Raw genomic sequence first — 18,746 nt, 5'->3', positions numbered from 1 at the left:
GTGAACGTGTCCCATTCCCGGCCTGCCGTGGTCCGGGTGTGAGCACCGCGGACACCCGCGTCGCCTCGACCATCCTGCGCACGGCGACCGGACGTGAGGCCACCCGCTGGGTGGCCGCGCACTGCCGCGAGGTCCCAGGGCTCACCCTCGCCACCGTGCTGACCACGGTGGCGGGGGCGGCGCTCCAGGTGCTGCCGGTGATCCTGCTCGGCCAGGTGGTCGACGGGGTGGTCGAGGGCGGACCGCGGTCGATCCTGGTCACGATCGGGGTGCTGCTGGTGGCCGCCGCGCTGCTCGGCGCGGCCGCCGCCGCGGCCTCGACGTACCTGATCGGGCGGCTGGGCGCGGACCTGCTCGCGCGGCTGCGGGAGGGGGCCGTGCGGGCGGTGCTCGGCCTGCCGAGCGCGCGGATCGAGCAGGTCGGCCGGGGGGACGTGCTGTCCCGGGTCGGTGACGACGTGGCCGTGGTGTCCAAGGGCATCAGGACCGCCATCCCCACGGTGTTCTCCGCCGGGGTGCTGGTCGTCATCGCCACGGCCGGCATGTTCGGGCTGGACTGGCGGCTCGGGCTGGCGGGCGCCGCCGCGCTGCCCGCGTACGCGCTGGCCCTGCGCTGGTATCTCCCGCGCTCCGCGCCGCTCTACCAGCGGCAGCGGGAGGCCCAGGCCGATCGCGCGCAGGCGTTGATCAGCGGCCTGAACGGGATCGACACCGTCCGGGCCTACCGCCTTGAGGGCGCCTTCCGGGAGAAGGTCAGCACCGAGTCGTGGCGGGTGCGCGATCTGGGCGTCGAGGTGTTCCGGTTCTTCGGCCGGTTCGTCGGCAGGGAGAACCGCGCCGAGTTCATCGGCCTGGTCATGATCATCGTGATGGGGTACGCCCTGCTGGAGGCCGATCTGGTCACCCTGGGCGAGGCGTCGGTGGCCCCGCTGCTGTTCCACCGGCTGTTCACCCCGCTGGGCGCCATCATGTTCACCTTCGACGAGGCGCAGAAGTCGGGCGCCAGCATCACCCGGCTGGTCGGGGTGCTGAGCGAGGCGCCCGGCGAACGGCTGGTGGGGGATGTGGCCGTCGCGCCGGCGGACGCCGGGGCGTACCCGGTGACGGTGGCGGGGCTGACGTTCAGCTATCCCGAGTCCGAGCGGCCGGTGCTGCTGGACGTGGACCTGGTGATCCCGGCGGGCGGGTCGCTCGCGCTGGTGGGGGCGACGGGCGCGGGCAAGACGACGCTGGCGGCGCTGATCGCGGGCATCGGGACCCCGCAGGCCGGGTCGGTGCGCATCGGATCGACCGATCTGGCCGGTCTGGACGAGGCCGAGGCGCGGGCGCTGGTGAGCATCCTGACGCAGGAGACGCACGTCTTCTCCGGTCCGCTCGCCGACGACCTGCGGCTGGCCGCGCCGGCGGCGACCGACGCCGAGCTGATGGACGCGCTGCGCACGGTCGGCGCCGACGCGTGGGTCACGGCGCTGCCCGACGGGCCGGCGACCGTGGTCGGCGAGGGCGGTGAGCGCCTGGACGGCACCAAGGTCGCGCAGATCGCGCTGGCCCGGCTGGTGCTGGGCCGGGCGCCGGTGGTGGTGCTGGACGAGTCGACCGCGGAGGCGGGCAGCCAGGGCGCCGCCGAGCTGGATCGCGCCGTGTCGGCCGCCTGCCAGGGCCGGACCACGCTGTTCGTGGCGCACCGGCTGACCCAGGCGATGACGGCGGACCGGATCGCCGTGCTGGACGCGGGACGCGTGGTGGAGCAGGGCACGCACCAGGAGCTGGTGGCTCTGGGCGGCCGGTACGCGCGGCTGTGGCGTGCCTGGCGAGAAGGCAGTTAGAAGACCGACTTATCTCTTGGAAGGGACGGCTGAGCCTTCATGATGGAACCGAGTGACGCGCAGCTCGCACTGGACGACCAGCCCATCGGCGCCATCGGCCCGTCCAGCATGGCGGCGCGGCTCGCGGACCTGGCCCGGTGGAACGACACCGACGTCGACCGGGTCCGCCCGGCCATCGTGGAGATGTTCCACGAGCAGGCGCGGGCCAGGCCGGACGCCGTCGCCATTGTCGACGAGCATCGGTCGCTGACCTACCGGGAAGCGGCGGAGCTGTCCAACCAGCTGGCCCACCACCTGATCGAGCGCGGCCTCACCGCGGAGCAGGTCGTCGGCATCTCGCTCGACCGCTCCGCCGAGATGGTGATCGGCCTGCTGGGCGTGCTCCAGGCGGGGGGCGCGTTCGTGCCGCTCGACCCGCGCTGGCCCGCCGCGCGCCGGGCGGTCGTCATCGACGACGCCCGCGTCGTGGTGCAGCTCAACGACTCCGGCGAGCATGCCACGGGCGAGCCGGAGGCCGTGGCCGTCGACCTCGGCGACTGGCGCTTCGGCGCCTATTCCACCGGGCCGACCGGGGTCGCCATCCTCGGCCCCGCGCTGGCGTACGTGATCTTCACGTCCGGTTCGACCGGGCGGCCCAAGGGCGCGATGATCCGGCACGAGGCGATCAGCGAGCGCCTGCTGTGGCAGGCGCACGAGATCCTGGGCTTCGGCCACGACGACGCGTCGCTGTTCAAGGCGCCGCTGTCGTTCGACATCTCCATCAACGAGATCTTCCTGCCGCTGGTGTGCGGCGGCCGGCTGGTGGTGCTGCGGCCCGGCGGCGAACGCGACCCGCACCACCTGCTGAGCGTGATCGCCGAGCAGCGCGTCACCTTCACCTACCTGGTGTCGTCCATGCTGGACGTGCTGCTGGAGATCGCCGGCGACTCCGGGCGGCTGGACAGCCTGCGGCACGTGTGGTGCGGCGGCGAGGTGCTCACCCCGGAGCTGTACGAGCGGTTCCGCACCCGGCTCGACATCCCGATGTACCACGGCTACGGCCCGGCCGAGACGACGATCGGCGTCTCGCACGTCATCTACCGGGGCGAGGCCGAGCGCCTGTCCACGTCGATCGGCAGGGCCAACCCCAACACCCAGTTGTACGTGCTGGACGAGTTTCTGCGCCCGGTCCCGGTCGGCGTCGGCGGCGAGCTGTACGCGGGCGGGTTCCTGCTGGGCCGTGGGTACGTCAACGCGCCCGGCCTGACGGCGTCCCAGTTCGTCGCGAACCCCTTCGCCGACGACGGATCCCGGCTGTACCGGACCGGTGACCTCGCCCGGTTCGCCCCGGACGGGTCGCTGGACTTCCTCGGCAGGGCCGACAACCAGATCAAGATCCGCGGCATGCGGCTGGAGATCGAGGACGTCGAGATCGGCCTCGCGGAGCACCCCCGGGTACGGCACACCTGCGTCGTCGCCAAGAAGAACGCCGCGGGCGGCACCTACCTGGTGGGGTACGTGATCCCGGCGGCCGGGAGCGAGGACCTGCGGGCCGACGAGGTCAAGGCGTGGGCCACCCGGCACCTGGTCGAGTACATGGTGCCCGCGCACCTCGTCGTGTTGAAGGAGTTCCCCCTCACCGCGAACGGCAAGCTGGACCGGCGCGCCCTGCCCGAGCCGGTGCTCCACGCCAAGACGTTCGTCCCGCCTGCCACCGAGAACGAGCGCCTGGTGTGCGCGGCGGTCGCCTCGGTGTTACGGCTGGACGAGGTCGGCGTCGACCAGGACTTCTTCGCGCTCGGCGGCGACAGCATCCTGGCGATCTCACTGCTGGGCGCGCTGCGCGACGCGGGCCTGTACGTCACGACGCGGCAGATCTTCACCGACAGCACCGTGGGCGCGCTGGCGGCGGTGGCGAGCCGGGACGACGTCTCCACCGTGGACCACGGGGACGTCGCCACCGGCTCCGTCATCGGGTCGCCCATCGTGCGGTGGCTCGGCGAGACCACCGACGCGATCGACGGCTTCGTGCAGTCGGTGGTGCTGAACACCCCGGCGGACCTGACCGCCGACGCCCTCGACGAGATCCTCGCCGCCCTGGTCAGGCGGCATGACATGCTCCGCGCCAAGCTGGTGCGCGGCGACCGCTGGAGCTTCGAGATCCCGGCGGCGGGCCAGGCCGTCGCGGGGTGGCAGGAGAGCGACGGGCCGCTCGACAAGTGCGTCGCGCTCGCCATCGACGGGCTGGACCCGGACGGCGGCGTGCAGCTGCGCGCCGTCTGGCGACGCCAGGCGCGGCAGCTCGTCCTGGTCGCCCATCACGTGGTGATCGACGGCGTGTCCTGGCGGGTCCTGATGGAGGACCTGGCTACCGCGTGGCGGCAGCTCACCTCGGGCACGCCGATCGCGCTGCCCCCGGTGGGCACGTCGTTCCGGCGCTGGACGCAACTGCTGGAGCGCGCGGCGTTCGACGCGGACCGCGCCTACTTCCAGCGCCCCCTGCCGGGACCGGACCTGCCGGTGGGCAGACGCCCGCTGTCCGAAACCGACACCGTCGCGGACGAGCGGGTGCGGACCGTCTCCGTGGGCCCCGAGGCCACGGCCGCGCTGCTGGGCGAGGTTCCCGCCCGGTTCCACGCGGGCGTCAACGACGTGCTGCTGACCGCGCTCGCCGTCACCCTCGCCCGATGGCGCCGCGACCTCGGGCAGGATCAGACGTACGCGCACATCGAGCTTGAGGGGCACGGCCGCGAAGGCCGGTTCGTGGCGGGCGCCGCCGGCTTCGAGCCGGAGCTGTCGCGGACCGTGGGCTGGTTCACCACTCTGTTCCCGGTGACCGTGGACCCCGGCGCGGCGGCCGATCCCACCGCACCCGACCACCTGGCCGCCGCGCTCAAGGCGGTCAAGGAAGACCTCGCCCGGGTGCCGAGCAACGGCGTCTCCTACGGCGCGCTGCGCTACCTGGCCGGCGTCGAGTTCGACGCGTCCGCGCCGCAGGTTCTCTTCAACTACCTGGGCCGCTACGACGCGGGCGCGGCCGGGGACTGGCAGCTCGTCGGCACGACGGGACAGCTGGGCGAGAAGCGCGACGCGCGGATGCGGCTGCCGCGCGCCCTGGAGTTCAACGCCATCGCCGAACCCGGCGCGACCGGCGCGTACGAGCTGGTCACCAGCATCTCGTGGCCGGCCGGGATGTTCACCGACGAGGACATCGCGACGATCGGCGCGTACTTCCGGGAGGCCCTGATGGGGCTGGCCGCGCTCGACCAGGGCGGCCACTCGCCCAGCGACTTCGGCGCGGTCTCCCTCACCCAGGCAGACGTCGACGCCCTGGACGGCCCGGCGCTGCTGGACATCCTGCCGCTGACCCCGCTGCAGGAGGGCCTGTACTTCCACTCGGTCTTCGACGACGACTCGGCGGGCAGCTACGTCGAGCAGCAACTGCTGACGCTGGACGGCGAGGTGGACGCCGACCGGCTCGCGGCGGCGGCCACCCGGCTGCTCACGCTCTACCCGAACCTGGCCGCGCGGTTCGTCGCCCTCGCCGACGGCCGCGTGGTCTCGGTGCTGGAGAGCGGGGTGGCAGCGCCTTTCAGCACGCTCGACCTGCCCGGCGGCACCCACGACGAGATCCGCGAGCACGCCGAGCGGGACCGGCGTGCCGGGTTCGACCTGGCCACCGGCCCGCTGATGAGATACACGCTTATCCGCGCGGACGGCCGGCACGTCCTGGTGCAGACCGTGCACCACATCGTCGCCGACGGCTGGTCGGTGCCGCCGATGCTGCGCGCGCTGCTGACCGAGTATCACGCGCCCGGGACCGCGTACCCGCGCGGCGGCTTCCCCGACCATGTGCGCCGGCTCGCCGGACTCGACGACGCCGAGAGCGATCGGGTCTGGCGGGAACAGCTCGCCGGGCTGCCCGGCCCCTCGCTGGTCGCCGAGGGGCACACCCCGTCCGACCGGTTCGCCGACACCGCCGTGCGGCCGGGTGCCGACCTCGACGCGGCCGTCCGGGCGGTGGGCGTGCCGCTGAGCGTCGCGGTGCACAGCGCGTGGGCGGTGACGCTGGGCGGCCTCCTGCACCGCGACGACGTGGTGTTCGGGTCCACGGTGTCCGGGCGGGACGCGGACGTGCCCGGCATCGAGGACATGGTGGGGCTGCTCATCAACACGATCCCCGTACGGGCTCGATGGGCCGCGACCACGACGGCGGGCGAGCTGCTCGCCTCGGTGCGGGAGCACCAGAGCGCGGTGCTGCCGCACCAGCACGTCTCGCTCACCCGGATCGGCCGTCAGGTGGGCAGCGGTCCGCTGTTCGACACGCTCGTGGTGTTCGACGTGGCGACCGAGGTGGACGGTCTGCGGCGGCCCGGCGACGAGCTCGTCATCACCGGGATCGTGAACGAGGGCGCGCCGCACTACCCGTTGACGCTGGTGGTGGAGCGGGCGTCCGACGGTCGCCCCCGGTTCAACCTGATCTACGACAGTGAGGTGCTGCGGGAGGGGAGCGCGCGGGCGATTCTGCGTATGTTCGACCGGATTCTGACCGGTCTGCTCGCTCGGCCGGACGCGCTGGTCGGCGACCTGGCGCCCGACGCCGGGCGGCGGCCCGCGCCGATTACGCCGACGACCCTCGGCGGGCTGTTCGACGCCGCCGCGCGGCGGGACCCGGCCGCCACCGCCGTCACCCGATGCGGTCTCGACGGCGGCACCCGGTCGCTGACGTACGGCGAGCTGGCGGCGGCGAAGGACGAGCTGGCCGCGGCGCTGCGCGCGGCCGGGGTCGGGCCGGGCAAGCGGGTCGCCGTCGCCGTCCCGCGCTCCCTTGAGCAGGTGGTCGCCCTGGTCGCGATCGTCTCCGCCGGCGGCGCGTACGTGCCGCTGGATCTGGCGTACCCGGACGAACGGCTGGAGTACATCCTCGCCGACGCCGCCCCGCAGGTCGTGCTCGTGGACCCGGAACAGCGGGACCGCTTCACCGAGCTGTCGGCCAGGGCGGGCGTGACCGCGCGGGTGCTCGTGCAGGGGGATGGGGCCGCGAGGGTGCAGGCGCCGGTGGACGTTGCTGGGGTCGCGGGGGTGCAGGCGCAGGTGGATGGTGCTGGGGCCGGGGTCAGCTGGCATGATCCGGCGTACGTGATCTACACGTCCGGCTCGACCGGCAGGCCCAAGGGGGTCGTCGTCCCACACTCCAGCGTGGTGACGCTGCTCGCCAACACCCAGCCCGACATGGGCTTCGGACCGCACGACGTGTGGGTCCAGTTCCATTCCTACTCCTTCGACTTCGCCGTGTGGGAGCTGTGGGGGGCGCTGGCGCACGGCGGTGAGCTGCTGGTGCCGGAGTACGGGCTGACCCGCTCCCCGGTCGACTTCCACCGGCTGGTCCGCGAGCGCGGGGTCACCGTGCTCAACCAGACACCGTCGGCGTTCTACCAGTTCATCGAGGCCGACCGGCAGGCCGGCGAGCCCGTCACCGCGCTCCGCCGGATCATCTTCGGCGGCGAGGCGCTGGATCTCGGGCGGCTGCGCGGCTGGGTCGAGCGGCACGGCACCGGCTCGCCCGAGCTGGTCAACATGTACGGCATCACCGAGACCACCGTCCACGTCACCCACCGGGTGCTGACCGACGACGACTTCGCCGCCGACGTCAGCCCGATCGGCGGCCCGATCCCCGGCCTGGCCACCTACCTGCTCGACGACCGGCTCCGGCCGGTGCCGCCGGGCCGGGTGGGCGCCATCTACGTCGCCGGTGAGCAGGTGGCGCTCGGCTACCTGGGCAGGGCGGGGCTCACCGCGAGCCGGTTCGTGGCGAACCCGTTCGCGGGCGGCGGGTCCCGCATGTACCACACGGGCGACCTGGCCCGCCTGACGCTGGACGGCGAGCTGGAGTTCGCCGGCCGCGCCGACGACCAGGTGCAGCTCAAGGGATTCCGGATCGAGCTCGGCGAGGTGGAGGCCGCGATCAGGGACCTCGACGGCGTGGTGGACGCCGCCGTCACCGTGGCGAGCACCGGGGCCGGAACCGTGGCTGACACTGAGGCCGGCATGGCTGACGCCGGTGTCGGCGGTGGCGATCACCTGGTCGCGCATGTCGTGGGCCGGGTGCCGGGCGACTTCGCCGCCCTGCTGTCGGCGAAGCTGCCCGCGTACATGGTGCCGGGCCGGGTGCTTCCGGTCGACGCCCTGCCGCTGACGGTCAACGGCAAGCTCGACCGCCAGGCCCTGACCGAGCGCGCCACCCAGGACGACACCCCGGTGGTCGCGGGTGATGCCGTGCTCGACGCGTTGGTCGGCATCTTCGCCGAGGTGTTGCCCGGTTTCGAGGCGGACGGCGATACCGACTTCTTCAGGGCCGGGGGCGACAGCATCGTTGCCATCACCGTGGTCAACCGCGCCAGGGCGCTCGGCCTGCCGATCGCGCCACGGGAGGTGTTCCTGCTCAGGACGCCGCGCGCGCTCGCCGAGCACCTGGGGACGCGCGTGCCGCAGGCCCCGGCGACCACGCCCGCCGTGCGCGAGGACGGCCCGCTGACGCCGACGCCGATCATCCTGCGCCAGCGCGAACTGGGCGGCTCCCTCGCCCGGTTCGCCCAGGCCAGGGGCCCGGGCGGCTCTCTCGCCCGGTTCGCCCAGGCCAGGACGCTGGTGGTGGTCGAGGGCGTCGGGTTCGCCGACGTCGAGCGCGCCGCGAACGCCGTCGTGGCCGCGCATCCCGTCCTGCGGCTGCGGCTGCGCGTCGAGCACGGGGTGTGGGCGCTGCGCACCGAGCCCGCCCGCGAGGTCCCTGTCGTCCCCACGGACGCGCCCGACGCGACCACCGCCGCGAACGAAGCCGCCGGGCGGCTCGACCCCGAGTCCGGGGAGATGATCGCGTTCTCCTGGCTGGCGGCGAGCCGGACCCTGGTGGTCACCGCGCACCACCTCGCCGTCGACTCGGTGTCCTGGCTGATCCTGCTGGACGACCTGGCCGCCGCCATGAGCGGCGCGCCCCTGGCGCCGCCGACCACCTCCTACGCCGAGTACGCCGACGCGCTGGCCACCCAGTCCGCCCAGGAGATCGACGATCTGGAGCACTGGATCACCACCCTCGCCGCCCCCGCACTGCTGCCCGCGATGGAAGAGCCACCCGAGCCCACGCCGAGCCGAACGACGCCGCGCGACTCCACGCCGCGCGACTCCACGGGGCGCGACTCCACGGGACGCGACTCCACGCCACCCGAACCCACGGGACGAGGAACGGTGGTGCGTGAGATCGGTGTGGAGGTCGCGGCCGACGTGACCGCGCACGTGACCCGTACCGCGCCGACCGCGCTCGGCGTCGGTCTCACCGAGTTGCTGTGCGGCGCGCTGCGGACCGCGCTGACGCGCATCCAGCCGACGCCCACCGATCTCGCCATCGAGCTGGAGCGGCACGGCCGGGTCCCGGTGCTCGACCAGCACGACTACACCCGTACCGTCGGCTGGTTCACCGCCATCGCCCCCGTACGGCTCAGCGCGCACACGGATCCCGTCGCGGCGGCGCGGGAGGTCGCGGCGCGTCAGCCGGACGAGCGCGGGCATGTCGCCTACGGCCGGCTCAGGTACCTCAACCCGCAGACGGCCCCCCTCCTGAAGGCGCGGCCGCAGGTGCTGTTCAACTACCTCGGCCGGGGCAGCGAGGCGCAGGCGGTGCACATCACCGGCGGCGACCAGGGCAGCCCGTACGCCGTCGAGGTCAACGCGTGGCTCGACGCCGGACGCCTGCGGGCGACGTTCACCCTGGCCGAGGGCGTCCCCGACGAGCTGGCCGAGCACTGGCGGCACGCCCTGGAGCGCATCGCGGACGCCGCCGCGACCGCCGAGCGGACGGCGCCGGTGACCCCGCTGCAGAAGGGCCTGTTCTTCCAGGCTCAGCTGGCAGGCTCGGCCGGCCGGTACGTCGCCCAGAACTACTTCACCTTCGACCGCCGCCTGGACACCGACGCCCTGGCCGAGGCGATGGCGTACGTGATCGGGCGGCACCCGGTCGTGGGCGCCGGATTCGCCACCAACGCCGACGGCGACCCGGTCCAGGTGCTCGCGGCGGGCCGGCGGGCCGAGGTCCGTACGATCGTCCTGGAGACGGACGCGGAGGTCGAGGCGTTGCGCGCCCGGGACCGCGACACCGGCTTCGACCTGGATGAGCCGCCGCTGATCCGGCTGACCGTGGTGCGCCGGCCCGGCGACCGCGACGGCCTGCTGCTCAGCTACCACCTGCTGCTGTGGGACGGCTGGTCACGCGAGATCGTGCTGCGGGACCTGTTCGACGCGTACGAGGCCGTCGTGGCGGGGGAGCCGCTGGATCCGGCCCCGGCCACGCCGAGCTTCGAGGACCACGCCCGCGCGCTCGACGCCAAGGACCTCGCCGTCTCCGAGCGCTTCTGGGCCGAGCATCTGGCCGGCCTCCCGGGCCCGACGCTGCTCGCCGGACCGTCGCCGTCGCTCACGGACGAGCTCCCGCGCACTCTCGTGCACACGCTCTCCGCCGAAGGCTCGCAGCTGCTGCGGGAAGCGGCCAAGGCGTACGGCGTCACCCTGAACTCGGTGCTGACCGGCGCGTTCGGCCTGCTGCTCGGCGCGCGCACCGGCCGGGGCGACGCGGTGTTCGGCGTGACCGTCTCCGGCCGGGAGGGCGAGGGCCTGTCCGACATCGTCGGTGTGCTGCTCAACACCGTGCCCATGTGGACGCGGGCACGGCCGGACGACACCGTACGGGATTATCTGTCGGCCGTGCAGGCGGCCCGAGTCGCGGCGATGGAGCACGAGCACCTGGGGCTCGGCGAGATCCAGCGGGCCGGCGGGCACGACACCCTGTTCGACAACCTGTTCGTGCTGCAGAACTTCCTGGACATGGACGCGTTCGCCGCGATGAACGCCCGGCACGGCATCACCGGGGTGCGGGCCGACGACTCCACGCACTACCCGTTCACCTGGGTGGTCACGCCCGGCGACCGGCTCACGGTCAAGCTGGAGTACCGCGACGACGACCCGGCGGGCGCCCGCCGGCTCCTCGACGACTACCTGCGGGTGCTCGACGACCTGGCTCGCTCGAATGGACCCGTGGGTGCGCTGCGCGGGCTGGGGCCGGAGCCCGAGCCGGGCGAGCGTACGGACGTCGGCACGGACACCGTGGTGGACCGGTTCGACCGGGCGGCCGAGCGCAGTCCGCAGCGGGTCGCGCTCGTCGCGCACGGCCGGACCATGACGTTCGCCCAGCTCCGGGAGCGTAGTCGCGCGGTCGCGGGGGTGCTCGCCCAGCGCGGCATCGGCCCCGAGACGACCGTGGGGCTGGCGATCCCGCGCTCGCTCGACTCGATCGTGGCGCTGTTCGCCGTGCTGCGCGCCGGCGCCGCGTACGTGCCGCTGGAGCTGGACCACCCGGACGAGCGGATCGCCGCGATCGTCGCGGACGCCCGCCCGGACGTGATCCTCACCGTGAGCGCCGTCTCCCCCCGGCTGACCGGCGAACTGATCGAGCTGGACCGCCCGCTGCCGGCGGCCGAGCCGTTCGTGACGTTCGCGCCGGACGACCCGCACCGCCTGCGCCACCCCGCGTACACGATCTACACCTCCGGCTCGACCGGGAAGCCCAAGGGCGTGGTGACCGAGTACGCCGGGCTCACCAACATGCTGATCAACCACCAGCGCCGGATCTTCGAGCCGGTGCTGGCCGAGCACGACCACCGGGTCTTCCGGATCGCGCACACCGTGTCGTTCGCGTTCGACATGTCGTGGGAGGAGCTGCTGTGGCTCGCCGACGGCCACGAGGTGCACATCTGCGACGAGGAGCTGCGCCGCGACGCGCCCCGGCTGGTCGACTACTGCCTGGAGCACGGGATCGACGTGATCAACGTGACCCCCACGTACGCGCAGCAACTGGTCGCCGAGGGGCTGCTCGACGACCCCGCGCGGCGGCCCGCGCTGGTGCTGCTGGGCGGTGAGGCGGTCACCCCGGCGCTGTGGCGGCGACTCACCGAGACGGAGGGGACGGTCGGCTACAACCTGTACGGACCCACCGAATACACCATCAACACCCTCGGCGTCGGCACCTTCGAGTGCGCGGACCCGGTGGTGGGCGTGGCGATCGACAACACCGACGTGTACGTGCTGGACCCGTGGCTGCGGCCGGTGCCGGACGGGGTGCCCGGCGAGCTGTACGTGTCGGGGATCGGCATCGCGCGCGGCTACCTCGGGCAGCCCGCCCAGACCGCGCACCGCTTCGTCGCGAACCCGTACGGCGAGGCGGGCGAGCGCATGTACCGCACCGGGGACCTGGTGATCCGGCGGCCCGACGCCAACCTGATGTACCTGGGCCGCACCGACCAGCAGGTCAAGATCCGCGGGCACCGGGTCGAGCTGGGCGAGGTCGAGGCCGCCTTCGCGGCGCACCCGGCGGTACGGTTCGCCGCCGCGGTCGCCCAGCCGGACCCGCAGGTCGACGGCGCGTACCGGCTGGCCGCCTACCTGGTGCTGGGCGCCGGGGATCTGGCCACGGTAGCCGAGGAGGCGGGCGCCGGGGACCTGGCGGCGGTGGCCGCGGAGGTGGGCGCCGGGCTGCCGGACTACCTGCGGCCCACGCACTACGCCCAGGTCGACGCCATCCCGCTGACCGTCAACGGGAAGGCGGACACCGAGGCGCTGCCGGAGGCCAAGCCCCTGGGCGCGCTGACCACGGCGGGCGAGCGCGGCCCGGCGACCGAGACCGAGACCCTGGTGTGCGAGTTCTTCGCCGAAGCCCTGGACCTGGACGATGACGAGGTGAGCGCGGTGAGCGACTTCATATCCCTCGGGGGACACTCCATGCTGGCGGTGCGGCTGATCGGGCTGCTCCGCCGCGCGTACGGTCCGAAGATCACCGTCCGCGACCTGTTCACCCTGCGCACCCCGGAAGCGATCGCCCGGCACCTCGATGACAACTCCTGACGAGCCCGGCACCTCGATGACTACTCCTGACGAGCAGCGGCCCCGCACGGGGTCCGACATCCTCTGGACCGCGCTGCGCCGCAACGCGGGCCCCATGACCGGCGGCACCGTCCTCATGGGCATGTACCAGGCGGGCGAGACCGCCTTCCCCATCGCGCTCGGCCTGATCGTCGAGCACACGCTGGCGAACCGCAGCCTCGGCTCGCTCGGCCTGTCGATCGCCGCGCTGGCCGTGATCATCACGACCGTGTCGCTGTCGTGGCGGTTCGGCATGCGCGTGCTGCAGAAGGCCAACACGACCGAGGCCCACCGCTGGCGGGTACAGGTCGCGGCCTGCGGCCTCCAGCCGGTGGCGAGGAACGTCGACCTCAAGTCCGGCGAGGTCCTGACCATCGCCACCGAGGACGCCGACCAGACCGCCGACATCGTCGAGGTGGTGCCGCTGCTGATCAGCTCGCTCGTCGCGGTGCTGATCACGGCGGTCGCGCTGGGCATGGCCAGTGTCCAGCTCGGCCTGCTGGTGATCGTCGGCACCACGGCGATCCTGACCGTCCTGAGCGTGATGTCCCGGCGGATCGGCGCCAGCACGGGCGAACAGCAGGCCCGCGTGGCACGGGCCGGGGCCAAGGTCGCCGACCTGATCAGCGGCCTGCGCCCACTGCACGGCTTCGGCGGCAACCACGCGGCGTTCCTGTCCTACCGGAAGGTCAGCACGGAGGCGAAAACCCAGGCGATCACCGTCGCCAGGGTGAACGGCGCGTACGCCGGCACCGCGCTGGCCCTCAACGCGATCCTCGCCGCCGCCGTGACCCTGACGGCGGGCTGGCAGGCGTTCAACGGCCAGATCGGCATCGGGGAGCTCGTCATGGCCGTGGGGCTGGCGCAGTTCATCATGGAACCGCTCAGGATGTTCTCGGAGATGCCCAAGTACGTGATGATCGCGCGCGCGTCGGCCGAGCGGATGGCGCTGGTGCTGGCCGCGCCGCCGGTGATGACCCCGGGCCCGGAGCGCCCGTCCAGGGGCGGCGACCTTGAGGTGGACGGCGTCCGCTACGGGACGCTGCGCGAGCTGAAGTTCCACGTGTCCGCCGGCGAGTTCGTGGCCATCGCCGCCTACCAGCCGCGCGCCGCGGCCGACCTCGCCTCGATCCTCGCGGTCAATGTGCCGCCCGACGCCTACGACGGTGTGGTGCGGGTCAGCGGGCGGGACCTGGCGGACCTGTCCGTCGAGGCGGTTCGCGAGCACCTGCTGGTGAACCCGTACGACGCGGAGATCTTCGCCGGCACCCTCCGCACGAACATCGACCCGGCGGGCGCCGGCCGGACGGTCCCCGAGGCCGTCGAGGCGTCCATGCTGACCGACGTCGTCGCCCTGCACCGCGAAGGGCTCGACCACGCCGTCCGCGACCGGGGCGCGAACCTGTCCGGCGGGCAGCGCCAGCGGTTGTCGCTGGCCCGCGCCCTCGCCGCCGACACCGACATCCTGGTCCTGCACGACCCGACGACGGCCGTCGACGCGGTCACCGAGCAGCTCATCGCGCGCAACCTCGCCGAGCTGCGCCGGGACCGCACCACGGTGGTGCTCACCAGCAGCCCGGCTCTCCTGGACGCCGCCGACCGGGTCCTCGTCCTGGACGACGGCGTCATCACCGCCGAGGACACGCACCGCAACCTCCTGTCCACCGACGAGAACTACCGCCTGGCCGTGGCCCGGTGACCTGACAGTCGCCGGCCGACCAGCGATAACGCGCCGACGGCCACCACGGTCCCGACGGCGATGACCGGCGCCAGCGCCGGGAAGCCCCACTCGGTGGCCACCAGGCCGAACAGCGGCGGGCCGAGCAACGAGCCGAGGCTGCCCGCCTGGGCGATCACGCCGTTGCCGACGTCGGCGTGGTCGAGCCGTTCCAGCACCATCGGGAGGGTGGCGAAGACGAGGGCGCCCAGGAACCCGTTCGTGATCCAGATGACCGCCGCGCCGCCTTCCACGGCCGCCGGCGACCCCGAGGCGCCGAACATGAGCCAGGCCGCGGGCACGATGACCAGCCCGGCCAGCGCGAGCACGCCCACCGGCGTGCCCCGGCGCAGCAGGATCCCCACGGCCAGCCCGCCCAGGACGCTCAGCAGCGAGATCCCCGAGGTGACCGCACCGGCGGTGGAAGCCGAGTGCCCGTGCTGCTCGATGAGCAGCGTGGGCAGCAGCACGATCACCGGAATGGTCACCAGCGCGGCCAGGCTGAAGGCCGCGGCCAGCGTCACCGGCCACACCAGCGCCCCGGCCCGGGGCATCGCGCGGGCCGGCGCCTGCCGCCCCGCTCCGCGTGGCAACCTCACCCACACCACCAGAGCCATCACGAACGTCAACGCGGCGATCACGCCGATCCAGCCGCGCCAGCCCAGCGCGGAGCCGATCATGCCTCCGGCGAGCGTGCTCACGCCGATGCCCATCGGGACGAACGTCGCCCAGAGCGACAGGGCCGTGCCGCGGTCCCGCTCGGTGGCCAGCCGCAGGATCAGCGCCGGGCAGGCGATGGTGGCCAGGAGGTATCCGATGCCCTCCACACCGCGGGCGGCCAGCAGCGAGGCGAAGTCGCCGGTGACCATGCTCGCCGCACTCGCCGCCGCGATCAGGATCAGGCCGGTGACCAGCGACCGCTCGGCGCCGAACCGGTGCACCAGGTATCCGGCGGGCAGGCCGACGGCCGCGCCGACCCCGACGACCGCCGAGATCACCCAGCCCAGTTGCGACAGCGACAGCCCGATCTGGGCCGCCACCTCGGGCCCGACCGAGGCGAACTTGCCGAGCCCCATCGCCGCGACGACTCCGCCCAGGTAGACGATGGCGATCGTCAGCCAGGGGGAACGCCGTGGGGGTTCCGCGTTCTGCTGCGGTGTGCCTGACATCGGCTGGGGCTTCATGGGTCTCCTTCGCGAGCCGTCCAGCCTCGATCATCGCTGTGCCCGGGTGCCGTTTCAATCCGCCGTTATCGCCTGCCCACGGGCCTGTGGTTTTCCGCAGGAAGAGTGGGCGGAGCGCCGCATTCCGCCGCCTGGCCGGCTTTCCCTAGCGTTGCGCGCATGATGATGAACGTGCTGATGGCGGTGGCCGTCGCGGTAGGTGGTCAGGGGGCCGGGGTGCGCCCCGAGCTGGAGAAGATCGTGGCGGGCGGTGCGGCGACGGCCGCTCTGGCGCGGGTCTCCGACGGAGACCGTACCTGGTCCGGCGTCGTGGGCGTGCGCGACGTCAAGCGCGGCGGGCGGCCCTCGCCCAGCGGGCACTTCCGGATCGGCAGCGTCACCAAGACGTTCGTCGCGACCGTGGTGCTCCAGCTCGTGGACGAGGGCAAGGTCCGGCTCGACGACCCCATCGACCGCCACCTGCCGGGTCTCGTACCGGGACGCGTCACCGTCCGGCAGCTCCTCAACCACACCAGCCACCTGTACGACTACATGAGCGAGCCGGGATATTCCACCAACCGGTGGCGCGGCGATGCCCGGTTCCGCTCCTACCAGCCGCGTGAGCTGCTGAAAGTGGCCTTCGCCAAGAAACTCCCCGATGACGGCGGATGGCACTACTCCAACACCAACTACGTGGTGCTCGGGCTGCTGGTGGAGAAGGTGACGGGCCGGGCCTACGGCGAGGAGGTCAGGCGCCGGGTCCTGCGCCCGCTGGGGTTGCGGCACACGGTGGTGCCGGGCGATCGAGCGGGGCTGCCGTCGCCGCACGCCAAAGGGTACGAACCGCTGCCCCGGTTGGTGGACGCGACCCGGATGAACCCCTCCCTCGACTGGGCGGCGGGCGAGATGATCTCCACCACGCGGGACCTGGAGCGGTTCATGTCGGCCCTGCTCAGCGGCAAGCTGACCAGCGCCGCCTCGCTCCGCGCCATGCGCACGACCGTCGAGACCGGCGCCGGGTTCGGCTATGGGCTCGGCTTGCAGGCGTACACGCTGCCGTGCGGCAAGGTGTGGGGGCACAGTGGCGAGCTGATCGGCTACCTGACGTTCGCCTTCCGCGCGGACTCGGGCAAGTCGCTGACCCTGTCGCTCAACCCGTCGACCCGCAACCCGTCCACGGCGGAGGTGATGGGCCTCGCCACCAAGGTGTTCTGCGGGTCCGAAGGCTGAGGTCCAGGGCCGGTTCGTCTCCGTACGGGAGCCGTCAGCTTTCGGGGACCCAGTTGCGGACGGACGGGGCGTATTCGGCTGGCTTGTCCGCCACTTTGGCGCCAGGGTTGACCAGCCAGAACTGATAGCCGGGCGTGAACATCTGGTAGACCGACGGGGGCGGCGTCGAGCTCGCCTCGTCGAGCCGGGCGCGCAGGTCGGCCGGCAGGTCGAAGTCGAGGGCGGTCAAGTTGGCGTCGAGCTGGCCGACGCTGCTGGCCCCGACGATCGCGGAGGCGACTCCGGGCTGGGTGGCGACCCAGTTGACCGCGACCTGGGCCATCGTCACGCCGAGGCTGTCGGCGACGCTCTCCAGCGTCGCCAGAAGCCGCCACTGCCGGTCCGTCCACGAGCGGCCGGACGAGCCTCCGCCGCCGAGCCGGCCTTCCCCGACCAGGCCTTGGTCGGCCTGCCGGTACTTGCCGGTGAGGAAACCGCCGCCGAGCGGGCTCCATGCGGTGATGCCGAGTCCCAGGCTCTGCCCCATCGCGACATGCTCCAGCTCGATTGCCCGCTCGATGAGGGAGTAGGGCAGTTGCAGGCTGACCGCCGGCACGAGGGAGTGGGCCTCGGCGTAGGTCTGGGCCCGCGCCGCGTACCAGCTGGGCACGTCGGACAGGCCGGCGTAGCGGATCTTCCCATCCTTGGTGAGGTCGTCGAAGGTCCGCATGACCTCTTCGACGGGGGTGATCCGGTCCCAGGTGTGCAGCATGAACAGGTCGATGTAGTCGGTGCGCAGGCGGCGCAGCGATGCCTCGACCGCTCTGATCATGTGTTTACGGCCGTTGCCTCCGGCGTTCGGATCCCCGGGGTCGACGCTGTTGGTGAACTTGGTGGTGAGGACGACCCGGTCGCGCACGTTGGCTTCCGCGATGAGGTTGCCGAGGATGGTCTCGCTCTCGCCGTCGGTGTAGAAGTCCGCGGTGTCGACGAAGTTTCCGCCCGCTTCGAGGTAGCGGCGGAAGATGGGACGGGCTTCCTCTTCGGTCTTGCCGTACGCGGCGTGGAAACCGCCGGTGCCGAAGTTCATGGTGCCCAGCGCCAGACGGCTGACGCGCAACCCGGAACGTCCGAGCAGGTAGTAGTGGTTCAGAGACATGAGGGTGTTACTCCGTTCGGATGTGCGGTCCACTCAGCCTGCGCATCCAAAAATGGACTGTCAAGTCCAAAACGCTGTGACCACCTGATTCAGGCGAGCCTGCCGCCGCGCAGATGGGCGATGCCCAGGTCCAGCGCCGCCTCCAGATGTGTGGTCTGCCCGGTGGACATCTGGATCAGCACGCCGCCCTGGATGCCGGCGAGCAGGGCGGCGGCCGTACGGTCGGGGTCGAGGCCGGGGTCGATCTCTCCGAGGCCCTGCATGTGCCGTACGCCGGTGGCGATCTCGGCCTGCCAGACGTGCATCAGCTCGGTGACCACGGCTTGGGCGCCAGGCGTGGTGTGGCCGAGCTGCGACATGACGGAATTGAGCGGACACAGGCGGCCCTGCCGGCGATAGCGGTCGACGACCTTGTCGCGCCACAGCTGCCAGGCGGGCCAGGAGGTGAGCTCGCCGAGCTGAGGTCGCTGGTCCTCCAGCACGCGATCGGCTTCGAGGCGGGCGACGGCCAGCAGCAACTCCTCCCGTCCGCCCGGAAAGTAGTGGAACAACTGGCTCTTGCTCGTCGCCGTACTGGCCAGCACGTCGTCGAGAGTGGTGGCGGCCACGCCGTGCTCGCGGATGTGCGCGGCCGCGCCCTCGAGAATGCGCCGCCGAGTCGCGGCTCCCTTACGGGTCGGCGCACGCATAGAACCTCCTATTGGACTCGTAAGTCCATTTTATCCGAGCGC

General features: G+C 72.6%; 7 protein-coding genes. 4 read left to right on the top strand and 3 right to left on the bottom strand.

The features are described from left to right. The first annotated feature begins 38 nt into the window (after window positions 1-38). Genes OHA68_RS09835 through OHA68_RS09825 form a run of 3 tightly spaced genes read left to right on the top strand, consistent with a single transcriptional unit; the run spans window position 39 to window position 14,466 of the window. The gene (locus OHA68_RS09835) at window positions 39-1,826 is read left to right on the top strand and encodes an ABC transporter ATP-binding protein (RefSeq protein WP_327107332.1); all 1,788 of its coding nucleotides are present in this window, start codon (window positions 39-41) and stop codon (window positions 1,824-1,826) included. A 39-nt stretch (window positions 1,827-1,865) separates the two neighbouring features. Beyond that, window positions 1,866-12,749 (top strand): non-ribosomal peptide synthetase, encoded by a 10,884-nt coding sequence (locus OHA68_RS09830; RefSeq protein WP_327107331.1) that lies wholly within the window; start codon window positions 1,866-1,868, stop codon window positions 12,747-12,749. Between the two features lie 16 nt (window positions 12,750-12,765). After that, complete coding sequence (locus OHA68_RS09825) at window positions 12,766-14,466, top strand: ABC transporter ATP-binding protein (RefSeq protein ID WP_327107330.1); 1,701 nt, start codon at window positions 12,766-12,768, stop codon at window positions 14,464-14,466. Here OHA68_RS09825 and OHA68_RS09820 read toward each other — a convergent pair. Beyond that, the gene (locus tag OHA68_RS09820) at window positions 14,442-15,668 is read right to left on the bottom strand and encodes an MFS transporter (protein WP_327107329.1); all 1,227 of its coding nucleotides are present in this window, start codon (window positions 15,666-15,668) and stop codon (window positions 14,442-14,444) included. The genes OHA68_RS09825 and OHA68_RS09820 overlap by 25 nt on opposite strands. A 159-nt stretch (window positions 15,669-15,827) precedes the next feature. Here OHA68_RS09820 and OHA68_RS09815 point away from each other — a divergent pair, with 159 nt between their 5' ends. Continuing rightward, window positions 15,828-16,877: a serine hydrolase domain-containing protein gene (locus OHA68_RS09815; protein ID WP_327107328.1), complete on the top strand. Its 1,050-nt coding sequence runs from the start codon at window positions 15,828-15,830 to the stop codon at window positions 16,875-16,877. A gap of 34 nt (window positions 16,878-16,911) precedes the next feature. On the opposite strand, the gene OHA68_RS09810 is transcribed toward OHA68_RS09815, so the two are convergent. Both OHA68_RS09810 and OHA68_RS09805 read right to left on the bottom strand, forming a co-directional pair. Then, a complete protein-coding gene (locus OHA68_RS09810; RefSeq protein ID WP_327107327.1) occupies window positions 16,912-18,015 on the bottom strand; it encodes an aldo/keto reductase in 1,104 nt (367 codons plus the stop codon). A gap of 89 nt (window positions 18,016-18,104) precedes the next feature. Next, entirely contained in the window at window positions 18,105-18,704 is a 600-nt protein-coding gene (locus OHA68_RS09805; protein ID WP_327107326.1) for a TetR/AcrR family transcriptional regulator, read from the bottom strand. Between the last annotated feature and the right edge of the window lie 42 nt (window positions 18,705-18,746).

Origin of the sequence: Nonomuraea glycinis (assembly GCF_035920485.1) — a bacterium.
Taxonomy (GTDB): domain Bacteria; phylum Actinomycetota; class Actinomycetes; order Streptosporangiales; family Streptosporangiaceae; genus Nonomuraea; species Nonomuraea glycinis.
Note: the sequence above shows the minus strand (reverse complement) of the source record. Positions and strands in the feature narration are given on the sequence as shown.